Origin of the sequence: Pectobacterium aquaticum (genome assembly GCF_003382565.3) — a bacterium.
Classification (GTDB): domain Bacteria; phylum Pseudomonadota; class Gammaproteobacteria; order Enterobacterales; family Enterobacteriaceae; genus Pectobacterium; species Pectobacterium aquaticum.
In genome coordinates, this window is record NZ_CP086253.1 from 376,289 (window position 1) to 388,964 (window position 12,676).

Annotated in this window: 11 protein-coding genes and 1 CRISPR repeat array (1 of these 12 only partly in view); of the genes, 8 read left to right on the forward strand and 3 right to left on the reverse strand. The window is 53.0% G+C overall.

Annotation, left to right across the window (positions count from 1 at the left end):
* The first annotated feature begins 10 nt into the window (after positions 1 to 10).
* Complete coding sequence (cas3, locus tag DMB82_RS01720; RefSeq protein WP_116163579.1) at positions 11 to 2,728, forward strand: CRISPR-associated helicase Cas3'; 2,718 nt, start codon at positions 11 to 13, stop codon at positions 2,726 to 2,728.
* Here the strand turns inward: cas3 and DMB82_RS01725 are convergent.
* The 3 genes from DMB82_RS01725 to DMB82_RS01735 all read right to left on the reverse strand — a co-directional run bounded on the left by DMB82_RS01725 (position 2,718) and on the right by DMB82_RS01735 (position 5,163).
* A complete protein-coding gene (locus tag DMB82_RS01725) occupies positions 2,718 to 3,191 on the reverse strand; it encodes a helix-turn-helix domain-containing protein (protein ID WP_116155969.1) in 474 nt (157 codons plus the stop codon). The two genes, cas3 and DMB82_RS01725, sit on opposite strands and share 11 nt — an antisense overlap.
* A gap of 203 nt (positions 3,192 to 3,394) precedes the next feature.
* Positions 3,395 to 4,153: a hypothetical protein gene (locus DMB82_RS01730; protein WP_103861703.1), complete on the reverse strand. Its 759-nt coding sequence runs from the start codon at positions 4,151 to 4,153 to the stop codon at positions 3,395 to 3,397.
* The gene (locus tag DMB82_RS01735) at positions 4,132 to 5,163 is read right to left on the reverse strand and encodes a hypothetical protein (protein ID WP_103861599.1); all 1,032 of its coding nucleotides are present in this window, start codon (positions 5,161 to 5,163) and stop codon (positions 4,132 to 4,134) included. Before DMB82_RS01735 ends, DMB82_RS01730 begins: the two co-directional genes overlap by 22 nt.
* A 296-nt stretch (positions 5,164 to 5,459) precedes the next feature.
* On the opposite strand from DMB82_RS01735, the gene casA reads away from it, so the two are divergent.
* The 7 genes from casA to cas2e are packed head-to-tail and all read left to right on the forward strand — an operon-like array spanning position 5,460 to position 11,360.
* On the forward strand, positions 5,460 to 7,028 hold the full coding sequence (casA, locus tag DMB82_RS01740; protein ID WP_116163580.1) for a type I-E CRISPR-associated protein Cse1/CasA: 1,569 nt from the start codon (positions 5,460 to 5,462) through the stop codon (positions 7,026 to 7,028).
* A complete protein-coding gene (casB, locus tag DMB82_RS01745; RefSeq protein WP_116163582.1) occupies positions 7,012 to 7,659 on the forward strand; it encodes a type I-E CRISPR-associated protein Cse2/CasB in 648 nt (215 codons plus the stop codon). Before casA ends, casB begins: the two co-directional genes overlap by 17 nt.
* 3 nt (positions 7,660 to 7,662) lie before the next feature.
* The gene (gene cas7e / locus DMB82_RS01750) at positions 7,663 to 8,730 is read left to right on the forward strand and encodes a type I-E CRISPR-associated protein Cas7/Cse4/CasC (protein WP_116163584.1); all 1,068 of its coding nucleotides are present in this window, start codon (positions 7,663 to 7,665) and stop codon (positions 8,728 to 8,730) included.
* Positions 8,731 to 8,739: 9 nt separating this feature from the next.
* Complete coding sequence (gene cas5e, locus DMB82_RS01755) at positions 8,740 to 9,474, forward strand: type I-E CRISPR-associated protein Cas5/CasD (RefSeq protein WP_116163586.1); 735 nt, start codon at positions 8,740 to 8,742, stop codon at positions 9,472 to 9,474.
* Entirely contained in the window at positions 9,474 to 10,121 is a 648-nt protein-coding gene (gene cas6e, locus DMB82_RS01760) for a type I-E CRISPR-associated protein Cas6/Cse3/CasE (RefSeq protein WP_116163587.1), read from the forward strand. The genes cas5e and cas6e overlap by 1 nt, the downstream gene beginning before the upstream one ends.
* A 27-nt stretch (positions 10,122 to 10,148) precedes the next feature.
* A complete protein-coding gene (gene cas1e, locus DMB82_RS01765; protein ID WP_012822191.1) occupies positions 10,149 to 11,066 on the forward strand; it encodes a type I-E CRISPR-associated endonuclease Cas1e in 918 nt (305 codons plus the stop codon).
* Positions 11,067 to 11,360, forward strand: a complete 294-nt coding sequence (cas2e, locus tag DMB82_RS01770) for a type I-E CRISPR-associated endoribonuclease Cas2e (protein ID WP_102117148.1) — start codon at positions 11,067 to 11,069, stop codon at positions 11,358 to 11,360.
* A gap of 84 nt (positions 11,361 to 11,444) precedes the next feature.
* Positions 11,445 to 12,676: a CRISPR direct-repeat array (repeat unit 29 nt; unit sequence GTGTTCCCCGCGCCAGCGGGGATAAACCG) (it continues 812 nt past the right edge of the window).

Genomic DNA, 12,676 nt, shown 5'->3' on the forward strand with positions numbered 1-12,676 from the left:
GGTAAAACCTATGGACAAGGAAGACATCATCGGCCGGCGCTATTTCCAGTATTGGGGAAAAGCAAAAAGATCGACAGATGCGCTGGAGGGGGATGATTATCATCTGCTGCCTTATCACGGTTTGGATGTGGCAGCCTGTGGCTATTTCCTATTAAAGGGAAACTATTTTCAGGCTAACCATGTGCTGCGTGAACTGGCAGCGGGCGATGATGATGTCGCTGCATGGTTTGCGTATTTTTTGGCCTGGCACGATATCGGAAAATTTGCCCGTGGTTTTCAGGGCAAATATGCCAACCCTGATTCCCCGTTAGTCCAGTATTCGGGGCAGTCAGGGAGAGACAGGCATGACGATCTGGGCTTCTGGCTATGGACGATGCGTGATGACATTCCCACTTTATTTCCTTTAGGGACGAAAAAGCCCACTTCGGTGGTGAAAAATACGCTGGAGATCTGGCTGAACATTGTTACCGGGCACCACGGCAAACCGGCGGCGGAATGCAAAGGCAGTTTGGCTTTTCATCGTGATGACTATCTGGCGGTAGAGCATTACCTGCATGATCTGGAAACGTGTTTTCCCGATGCGTCTACGCTCCCTGCCTGTTTCGCTGATAAAGGCTGGCGAAACCGGCTGAAGCAGCAAAGTTGGGCGCTGGCTGGCTTGACGGTGCTGGCAGATTGGCTGGGCTCGCGCCAGCAGGATTTCTGCTATTGCAGTACGCCGATGCCACTCGAAACCTATTGGCGTGAACACGCGCTGCCGACGGCAGAAAGGGTCATCTCGCGTTTGCCACGATCCCCGTCTCCTGCCCCTTTTCATTCTATCCCACAGCTCTTTCCGTTTATCCAGCGGCCAACGCCGCTGCAACAGCACGCGTTGGAGGCTGATATCTCCGCTGACGGGCCGCAGCTTTTCATTCTGGAAGACGTGACTGGCGCGGGGAAAACGGAAGCGGCAATGATACTGGCGCATCGGCTGATGGCGCAGCAAAAAGCGAGCGGTATTTATGTCGGCCTGCCGACAATGGCGACGGCGAATGCCATGTATCTGCGGCTTGCCAAGGCCTACCGTGCATTATATTCACCAGAGCACAACCCTTCTCTGATGCTGGCGCACGGGGCGCGGCATATGTCATCAGCGTTTATGCAATCGCTGTGGGAAGGTGACAGTCAGGGGCAGGCGCAGTATGACAAGGAAGAAAATGCCGCCAGCAAAGACTGCAACATCTGGTTTGCGGACTCGCGCAAGAAAGCGCTGCTGGCGGATATCGGCGTGGGTACGCTCGATCAGGCGTTGATGGCAGTGATGCCGTTTCGCCACCAGTCGCTACGGGTGTTGGGGCTCCAGAACAAGTTGCTGATTCTGGATGAAGTACATGCGTATGATGCCTACATGAGCAAGCTGATCGAGCTGTTGATTGGCTTCCATGCGCAGCAGGGTGGTAGCGTGATTATCCTCACCGCGACGTTGCCGCTTAATCTGCGGGAAAAGCTGACGTGGGCGTTTTCGCAGGGGATCGCGTGTGAGGCTGTGCAGCCTGACCCCGACGCGGCTTATCCGTGGTTGACGCAGCTAACGCGTGAGGGACTACGGGAAACGCTGTTGGATACGCGGGCGGAAGTGAGACGCGAGGTCAAGATTGGCTGGTTGACGGAACGGTTGCAGGGCATTGAACGCGTGAAGGCTGCCGTGGCGGCAGGGCAATCGATCTGTTGGATCAGGAATACGGTGGATGACGCCATCGCCGTGTATCGCCAGCTCATTGAAGCGGGGATTGCAGAGGAAAATACGTTGCTGTTCCACAGCCGCTTTGCCTTTTGCGATCGTATGGCGATTGAGGAACAGGCGCTGACGTGGTTTGGCAAAGACAGCACGCCGGAACAACGTGCTGGCAAGGTGCTGATTGCCACGCAGGTTGTCGAGCAGTCGCTGGATATTGATGTTGATAACATGATTAGCGATCTTGCGCCGATCGATCTGCTGATTCAGCGTGCAGGGAGGCTACAGCGGCATATCCGGTTGCCCGACGGGCGTCGTAAAACTGAAATGGACACTGCACCGCTGAAGGATGAGCGCCCGGCGGCGGTGCTGCACATTATGGCACCGGTCTGGCAGCCGGAAGCAGGAGCCGACTGGCTGGGTGATGAACTGCGCAACAGCGGCTACGTTTACTCCGATCATGCTGCACTGTGGCGCACGCAGGCGATATTACGCGAACACGGTGCGATAAAAATGCCGGAAGCGGCGCGGCTGCTGATCAACAGCGTGTATGAAGAACAGATCGCGGTGCCTCCGGCTCTGGAAGCGATAGCCTGCACGGTTTTGGGGAAAAACTACGGTCAGCGTTCTTTCGCACTACAGTCTGCGCTGGCGTTGGTACACGGTTACTGTGCTCAATCCAGCGAAGCAGGCTGGAGCGATGCGGTGGATATCTCCACCCGTATGGGAGAGGAAACGCTGGATCTGTATCTGGCATGGAAAGCGGAAAATGACGGTGAACTTCCACAGCCTTACGCCACATCGGACACCTTCGCCTGGGAGCAAAGCCGCGTGCAGGTGCGCTTAAGTTGGTGGCAGAAATGTAAAACTGGATTACCAATATTGGAAGGTGACGCATTGGAGCGGTTTCGGCAGCAATTACACCGTCCACAGGCCGAAGTGCTGCTGCTGAATCGGGGTGAAACCCACGCGTTTTATAGCGAGCGAGTGGGGTTGATGCTCAGTCAATAAATGTCTCAACAGGCACATTAAAGTAGCGAGAAAAATCCTTAACTTGCTGTAATGTCATGGTTCGCTTACCGTTAATAATGTCAGAGATGACGCTTTGCGTTGCAATTTGCTTTAAATCTGACTGTTTCAGCCCTCTTTCTTCAATAAAAAAAGCTAAGGCTTCAGCCTGACTGACGTGGGGCACATCTCGGTGTTTCTTTTCATATTCATAGACTCTGTGCGCGATGAGCTCTGCAAAAGTGGCTGGAATATCATTGACATCAGAAGAATAGAGGTAAAGTTGATTGATGCACTCCATTCTTTCCTGAAGATCATTATCGTCTTCAATAGGTTCCATACAGGCAGAGAGTAAAACAGACAAGCTGTTAAGCTGCTCAGAGGCTTCCTGAAGCAGAAGCGGTAAATTTTCGATGAGCTCACTGATTCCTACAGAATGGTTAGAACCCAGAGATGTATTTCGCATAATTCACCTTTTTGTCTTCGTTTGAGCTTTCCACCACTTATCGTACTCGGCGTGAGAGCACACGTCTTTTACATACAAAGAACCTGTATTTTTGCTAATTACATAACGATTGATGAGCGAACCTGACAAACGTTAAGCGATTGTGTGACGCCCCGGCGTGACGCTTTGAAGTCATTCGGATTCTCACGTCCGGTATAGCAAGATTAAACGAGACCGAAGCCTATTTTTATGCGGTAAATGACATCACTAATAGAGCCACGTATACCCAAATTTCTTAAATTAACGTTTTCGTTGGGTAGAGCAGCTAAAAATATCTCCATGTGGATTCGAATGTCATCGGGTATTTCTATTGCGTTTTCAGTTAGTTGACCAGAAAGTCGAATGACATCGTTGCGATGTTTATTTATGGTTTTGGTATCGATGGTTTCACCTGCTTTTTTACGATTTGAAAGATCGAGCCAAGCATGCATTTTGAAGGGAATTAGTCGGTCTGCACCGATGTACGATAAGCGTTCAGTTTGTTGAAGACCATTCTTCAGAAAAGCGTAGTAATTGTCGTCGAGCAGAATAGCCGAAAGGCTAGAAATATCCTCTCCCGTTGGTATGGGAATGATAGATGCATCTTTAGGTGGAGTTATACCTTCTGGTGAACGTGAAAAAATCTCTATTTGTACTGGATAAGTGCTGTCTTCAGGGTTCTTAAAACGATAGAAGATTGATTTTTCGCCACCGCTTTGGCGATGTTCATAGCCTCCTGCTTTGATGAACTCCCAGAATTTATTCAAAAACTCAGGGGTCAAGGTTTCAATGATCAAAACGATGTCTAAATCTTTAGTCGATCGGAATGGCTCCCCGACCTCATCGAGAGTAATCCAGGAGGCTACTCCGCCGATCAACACATATTGATCTTGATAATCCTTGAAATATTCACCAAAAAGGCCTAGTCCGCGAATTTCATCCATGGGTAATTTTCCTTAATTTCATCGAGCGATAGTTGAATTCTTTCATCAGGATTATCCTTAAAAGCCAGATAAAGGGATACTTCATCAACGACATTAGTTGAAGATTTAGGGCTACGATAGCGCCAGATCTCGATAGTGGCTTTTGCACTGTCAATATCCGTCACCTCTTTAAACTGGCCGCTCTCCAAAAATGTTGTGTAGATTTTCTGCGTCATCGCGAATACAGGGTGTCGGCCTGATGAAAGTAGGGTGTATTTCGCCAGAGCAGTATCACCGCTATAACATACGTCTTTACCTAATTTTGGGATTTTGTTCACCATAACCGTTTTCTTAACAGGGCTACGCATCATCGGCAGGGCTTTTTTAAAGGTATCTTTTTGCGAATGGGTAAAAGTATAACGTTTGGTTGTAAATGCCTCTTCAGTATCAGGAATGAGTATATCTGCGTTGATTAGTTCTGTAGTGACTTTGGAAAGCGTTACCCTGCTGTACTTATAAGGTGCCATGAGTTCATAAGCGTTGTAGGCTAAACCAGATTGGTTCCATCCGTCATAAAGTAACCGGATTAGTATGGCTTGGGTTGCGGGAGAAAATTCAGTGCCCCTTTCCTTATTCTGTTTCCTCATTCTGAATGCTTCGCGCAAATCCATAGCTAATTCAGGAATAAAGAATTGCCGGTCAATGGAGATGAAGTTAATTTGTTGTTCAATAAGGCTTTTCCGTTCTACAAAGGAGAGCGTATTAGTAACGTAAACGACAACCCTTTCCGTTTTTTTCTCGATAACAGCGAGGCGTTTTTTTAGGGCAACAATACCTGGGTATTCTCCATCGTGCTGGATGATGGCCAACAGAGGTATGAGTGCACCGTTTGGCAGGTAGATGTCTAATTCGAAGAACTGGAAAGCATCCTGGATGCTGAATGGGACATTGAGCTTTGTTTTAGCAGCCTTAATTTTAAATCCTAATGCAGATTGAATATAGTTTTTTAACCCGGTTATTTTCATTGTCATTTTTGCTCTCCGTGTAAACTTACTTTTTGTAATGTATATCAGGTAACTTTCAACGGCAAAAAATTACTTTACACGAAAAGATATCACAGGTGTTTTGTCTGTTATTGCTGCTTTGGCAAAGGAAAGATATAAAGGGGGTTTTGCAAGTGCCGCCACACCCCGCCTGCACTATCCTAGTGCTGAGCCACAAACGTGAGCCATCTCTCTGGCGTCGCGGGCTGAATGCGTTAAAAAAGAGACTGTAGAACCAGCCGTAATCGGCTTGCCGCAGGGATGCGGCGTACACAGGAGGTACGATGTTTTCATTGATTGAAGAACCCTGGTTACCCGCTGTATTCGCGGATGGCAGGATGGGTAACATTTCCCCGCAGCAACTCCCCGACGACACGATTATCGATCTCGCCTGGCCGCGTGCCGATTTGCAGGGGGCGGGTTATCAGCTTCTTATCGGTCTGCTGCAAACTGCCTATGCGCCCGTCGATGACGATGACTGGAGTGAAATCTGGGAAGAAGGACTTGGCTCCGATTTTCCGCAAGCGTTAGCCACGCTGGCATCGGCGATGCAGTTTGGCGCACAGAAGCCTGCTTTTATGCAGGATTTCACCACGCTCGACAGCGACCCGACGCCAATTTCCGGCCTGCTGATCGATGCCCCCGGCGGCAATACGCTCAAGCTGAATAAAGATCACTTCATCAAGCGCGGTACGGTAAACGCAGTTTGCCCACACTGTGCGGCAATGGCGCTGTTCACACTGCAAACCAATGCGCCATCCGGTGGGCAGGGGCATCGCACCGGGATGCGCGGCGGCGGGCCTATTACGACGCTGCTTATGCCGGAAGATACCAGTCTGCCGCTGTGGAAAAAACTCTGGATGAACGTGGTGACGCAAGAGGTGATGCCCAAGGGTAAACCCGATGCCACGGTGTTCCCGTGGTTAGCGGATACGCAGACCAGCGATGGCGCTCACCCACCCGTGACGCCGGAAAATGCGCATCGGCTGCAAGCCTATTGGGGCATGCCTCGCCGCATCGAGCTGGATTTCACCACGCTACAGACGGGTGAATGCGACCTGTGTGGCACGGAATCGGCTGTATTGCTCACGCAGTATCGCACCAAAAACTACGGTATTCAGTACGACAGTTGGCGGCACCCGCTCACTCCCTATCGTCATGCTCTGAAAGGCGATGCCCCTTTTCTTTCGGTGAAAGGGCAACCGGGCGGGCTGGCGTACCGTGACTGGCTGGGGCTGCTGGTTCAAGGGGAAGATAAGCTTAATAGCACCTTTCCCGCGACGGTCGTGCACCACAATACCCGGCGGGATGAGCTGCGTAGAGACTCTGGGCTGTGGTGTTTTGGTTACGATATGGACAACATGAAGGCGCGCTGCTGGTATGAGCACCATGTTCCGCAGTTGTTTGCTTCTGCCCGTTTTCGTGATGATCCCCTAGCGTTACGTGAATATAAAGATCATTTGCAACTGGCGGTAGAACTGGCACGGGACAGTGCCACGCTGCTGCGTCAGATGATTAAGGAAGCCTGGTTTTCGCGCCCGAAGGACGCAAAAGGGGATTTCAGCGCCATTGATATTGCGTTCTGGCAGGAAACGCAGCCCGGTTTTATGCGGCTCTGTCGGTCTCTGGCTCAGGGCGATGCCCCCGCCACTGCGCTGAAAACGTGGCAAAAGGCACTCTATCGCTACCTGTTGGAGAACTACGATGCCCGCGTGTTTAGCAACCCAGACGAACACCGCGATCTGGTTAAGGCGGCGGGAACGCGGAAAAAGCTGAGTGCGTTTTTCTATAAGCAAAAAGCGGCAGAATCCATTAAACAAATGCAGGAGGCAGTGGATGGCAAACACGGCTGATTTTTTGGTCATCAACAAGGATGACGCAAAAAAGATTAGTGACTGGTTCGAGGCGCTACAAAATCGCCACAGCGCTGCGGGCAATGGTCGTGCGCGTCGGGCAGAGTTGCGCCGCGCTGCACCGCCTTTTGGCGTGTTGACCTGTCCGGGGTATCACGCTTTGGCGGGAAAGCTCACCGCGCGGCTGGAAAAGGAACACCACATCGTGGCGCTGGCGATTTTTGTTTCTGTCGCGGCACATGCGGAGAAAAACACGTTGAAGACCAGCTTCGCTGCCCAGCTAGGTGAAAAGCAGGGCGGCGACCGTCCTTTTCTTTCCCCTTTGCGTTTTGAACGGCTCCAGCGGGCGCAAACGCCGGAAGAACTGCATCGCCAGCTTTTTCGCGCTGTACAAATACGCGGTGAGGCAGGTGTAAACCTCCCTTCACTGGCGGACGGTATTTTCCTGTGGGTGGATGAGTGGCAGGCACGGCAGGAAAACCGTGCGCCGACGCTTCATCCTTTACGACGCAACGCCGTGCGCTGGGCGTGCGAGTATGCGCAGGCGTCACAAAATATCACCGCCGATGAGCCAGACACGACAGCAATGTTAACGACAGAAACGTCAACGACCGCTTCAGACAAGGAATAACTGATGACCACTTTTATCCAGCTTCATTTTTTAACCGCCTATCCGTCTTCTAACCTGAACCGTGATGACGCGGGACGTCCGAAAACTGCCATCGTTGGCGGCGTCGAGCGTTTGCGGGTGTCCTCGCAAAGCCTGAAACGTGCATGGCGTACCTCTGAGGTGTTTGAATCTGCGATGGACGGCCATATCGGCACCCGCAGCCGTCGCATAGGGCGTGATATTTATGCTGCGCTGATTGCCGGAGGCATGAGTGAAAAGCTGGCCGATGAAGCGGCGAAAAACATTGCTGAGCAGTTCGGTAAACCGAAAAAAGAAGAAAAAGGCAGTAAAGACCCACTGGAAAAATACGATATCGAACAGCTTGCTCACTTCAGCGTGCAGGAAAGGGCATTGATCGACCAACTGGTTGCGCGTCTGGTCGCAGAATCCCGTAAGCCGAATAGCGAAGAGCTAAAACTTTTGCGTAAGGATGCCACCAGTGTTGATATCGCGCTGTTTGGTCGGATGCTGGCCTCCAGCCCTGAATTCGATATCGAAGCAGCCTGTCAGGTGGCACATGCGCTGGGCGTGAGTGCTGTCACCATCGAAGATGACTTTTTCACGGCGGTGGATGACCTAAATACGGCAACTGACAGCGGATCGGCGCATATGGGCGAACAGAGCTTTGCTTCGGCGCTGTTCTATCACTATGTCTGCATTAACCGCGATCTGCTGCTGGAAAATCTGAATAATGATGAAGCGCTGGTGGTGCGTACCCTGCGTGCGCTGACGGAAACGGTGCTGACCGTATCGCCGGGCGGCAAGCAGAACAGCTTTGCCAGTCGGGCGCTGGCAACCTATGCGTTGGCAGAAAAGAGCACCGATCAGCCGCGTACCTTGTCGGTCGCGTTTTTCAAACCCATCCGCAGTGACGATCAGGTCAATGACGCCATCGATCTGTTGCGTAAACAAAAAAACAAATTTGACCGGGTGTACGCCTCTGCGGGCAGCGTTCCTTCCTATGAGCTGAACGTGGAAGCCGACAGCGAGGGCGGTTCGCTGCAAGGGTTACTGGATTTCATCAGCCAGTAGGAGCGCGCTATGGATAACTATTTGGTCTTCCAGGTCTACGCCCCGCTAGTGTCGTGGGGGGAAGTGGCGGTCGGTGAGGTGCGCCACACCTCGACGGTACCCAGCCGTTCGGCGCTGCTGGGGCTGTTGGCGGCGGCGCTAGGGATCCGGCGTGACGATCGAGCCGCGCTGACGGTTTTCAACCAGCATTACCATGTGGCGGTGCGACCGCTTTCCGATCGTGAAACCTGGCTGAATGACTACCACACGGTGCAGATGCCGAAAGAAAACCGCAAGGTGCCGCGCTACACAAGGCGTGATGAATTGCGGCCGGAGGCAGGGCAATCGCTCGAAACCATGCTGACCTCACGCGAATACCGCTGTGATGCCTATTACCATATCGCCATTAGCGCCACGCCGGATGCACCTTACTCGTTAAGTGCGCTGCGGGATGCACTGTTATCACCGGTGTTTACGCTTTATTTCGGGCGTAAAAGCTGTCCGCCTGCGCTGCCGCTGGCACCGCACCTGTTTGCTGGCACGTTGGCCGAGGTGTGGCAGTTAGCAAAGCAGACGCCTGCGCTGAACGATCTCGCGTTAGAGATGATCGGCCGTGCCGAGGGCGTGTGCTACTGGGAGCAGGAAACCGACACGGGGCTAACAGAGCAATATCGGGTCTCACGAAACGATCAGCCCGCCGATCGACGGCGCTGGCAGTTCACCTCCCGCGTGCAATATGTCGGCAGTGAAAAGGGAGATGAATGATGTATTTTTCCAGAATAACGCTGAAAACCAATGTGTTGCCGCGCGTGATGGCGGAAAAGCGGCTGCACGCGGGGGGCTATGCCAGCCACCAGTGGCTCTGGCAGCTTTTCCCTGACCAGCCGCAGCGGTCGTTCTTGTTCCGCGAGGAAGCGCATGAAACCAAAAGCCTGTTTTACCTGCTTTCTGAACAGGCTCCACAGGCGGGTCATAACCTGTTTCAGGTGGAAACCAAACCCTATCAACCTCAGTGGCGTGACGGTATGACGCTGGCGTTTTCGCTACGAGCTAATCCGGTGGTCACGCGGGACGGCAAGCGTAGCGATGTGTTGATGGATGCACGTCATCAGGCGAGAGCTGCCGGGCTATCTGGCGTGGAACTGTGGCAGCACCAGCAACGACGCGCCCATGACTGGCTGGTGCGCCAAGGGGAAAACGCAGGCTTTGCGGTGTCGTCGTGTCGGGTCGATGGGTATCAACGCCATCGCCTGAATAAGCCCGGCCAGTCGGCGGCGATTATGTTCAGCAGCGTGGATTATGACGGCGTGCTTCACATTACGGATGCTGAACGCTTTGCGACGGCTGCCCGACAAGGGTTAGGAAAAAGCAAAGCATTGGGGTGCGGCCTGCTGCTGCTGAAACGGGCGTAGCCTGCCCCGTTACAGGGAGAGTTGACGATGTATGTTCCGCTTAACCCGATCCCGCTTAAGGATCGGGTTTCACTCATCTTTCTGCAATACGGGCAGATTGATGTCATTGACGGTGCGTTTGTGCTGGTGGATAAAACCGGCGTGCGCACGCATATTCCCGTGGGGTCGGTGGCCTGCATCATGTTGGAGCCGGGAACGCGGGTTTCTCATGCTGCCGTGCGACTGGCGGCAACGGTCGGGACGCTGCTGGTGTGGGTCGGCGAAGCCGGTGTACGGCTGTATGCGTCTGGCCAGCCCGGCGGCGCGCGGTCGGACAAGTTGCTCTATCAGGCTAAACTGGCGTTGGATGAGGAACTGCGCCTTAAAGTGGTGCGCAAAATGTTTGAGCTGCGCTTTGGTGAACCTGCGCCGAGCCGTCGTTCGGTCGATCAGCTCAGGGGGATTGAAGGTGCCCGCGTGCGCCAAACGTATACGCTATTGGCGCAACAATATGGCGTGAAATGGAATGGCCGACGTTACGATCCGAAAGATTGGGAACGAGGCGATAAGGTTAACCAATGCATTAGCGCGGCGACGTCCTGCCTGTATGGCATTACTGAAGCCGCTGTGTTGGCGGCGGGCTACGCGCCAGCGATCGGGTTTGTTCACAGTGGTAAACCGCTCTCTTTTGTTTATGACATTGCCGATATCATCAAATTTGAGGGCGTGGTGGCGAAAGCCTTTGAAATTGCAGCCCGCAACCCTGCCGAGCCGGATCGTGAAGTACGGCTTGCCTGTCGTGATATTTTCCGCAGCCAGAAAACGCTGAGCAAACTGATTCCCTTGATTGAGGAAGTCTTGTCTGCGGGTGGCATTACGCCGCCGCTCCCGCCGGACGATGCACAGCCGCCTGCAATTCCAGAACCGAAACCGTTTGGTGATAGCGGCCACCGGGGGCAGGGTTAAATGAGCATGCTGGTGGTTGTGACGGAAAATGTCCCGCCGCGTTTGCGCGGCAGGCTGGCGGTGTGGCTACTGGAAGTTCGCGCAGGCGTGTATGTCGGCGATACCTCACAGCGAGTGAGGGAAATGATCTGGCAGCAGATTATCGAACTGGCAGAGCAGGGCAACGTGGTCATGGCGTGGGCAACGAATACGGAATCCGGTTTTGAGTTCCAAACCTGGGGCGAAAACCGCCGAATGCCGGTAGATCTGGATGGTCTGCGGTTAGTCTCTTTTTCACCTATTGAAAATCAATAAGTTAGCGATCTTTAACAATATGGAAAAATCGGTGGGATTTTTTATGCCGAAAAAAGTATTATAAAACAATGCTCTACTTTTAGAGTGTTCCCCGCGCCAGCGGGGATAAACCGCCAGTTTTAACGCGGCACATACCGAGCGTGCATGTGTTCCCCGCGCCAGCGGGGATAAACCGCGTTGCATTCTTAACGTTTTTTACTGGTACCAGTGTTCCCCGCGCCAGCGGGGATAAACCGTGCTAGTTATATGTATAACATTGTGCATGCACGTGTTCCCCGCGCCAGCGGGGATAAACCGCTGTGTGTGCAGCAGGGAGGGATGAGCCATGAGTGTTCCCCGCGCCAGCGGGGATAAACCGCATTGATTCATCGACTAGTGTTGACATCTTAGGTGTTCCCCGCGCCAGCGGGGATAAACCGGAATCATAAATCGTGGCCACAGAATTTTCCATGTGTTCCCCGCGCCAGCGGGGATAAACCGATGCGGATCTGTCAAATAGTTGGTATATCGGTGTGTTCCCCGCGCCAGCGGGGATAAACCGCAAGTTGTTAACGGCATCCACTAAACCGCCTGGTGTTCCCCGCGCCAGCGGGGATAAACCGCTACGCATGTGCTTCTGGGCTTCTCCTAATCCGTGTTCCCCGCGCCAGCGGGGATAAACCGTATTGGAGAAAAACCCAAGCAAGCTATTACAAGTGTTCCCCGCGCCAGCGGGGATAAACCGTAGGCGTTGGATGGCATAGCCAAACGCATTGAGTGTTCCCCGCGCCAGCGGGGATAAACCGTCCAACCAGATGTTCTCCCGCTGCCAGAAATAGTGTTCCCCGCGCCAGCGGGGATAAACCGCCGATAATCATCTACTCCCCCTTATGCTGCGGGTGTTCCCCGCGCCAGCGGGGATAAACCGAAACGCGCACGTCTGTATTTAAGTCTGTTAAAGTGTTCCCCGCGCCAGCGGGGATAAACCGTCAATGCAGGTGTAGATGATACTGTTATAGTAGTGTTCCCCGCGCCAGCGGGGATAAACCGATCGAAATCGCGGTTACTTGTTCACAGCGTATGTGTTCCCCGCGCCAGCGGGAATAAACCGCAATTGCGCTAACTTCTGTGCGTAATTTTTCCGTGTTCCCCGCGCCAGCGGGGATAAACCGTTAGATCCTCGCGCAGTTGAACTTGTCAGAGAGTGTTCCCCGCGCCAGCGGGGATAAACCGATCTTAACAACACTCCACCATCACCATTAAGAGTGTTCCCCGCGCCAGCGGGGATAAACCGTCTGATGGTGGTGTTAGTTCAAGTGTAGTTCAGTGTTCCCCGC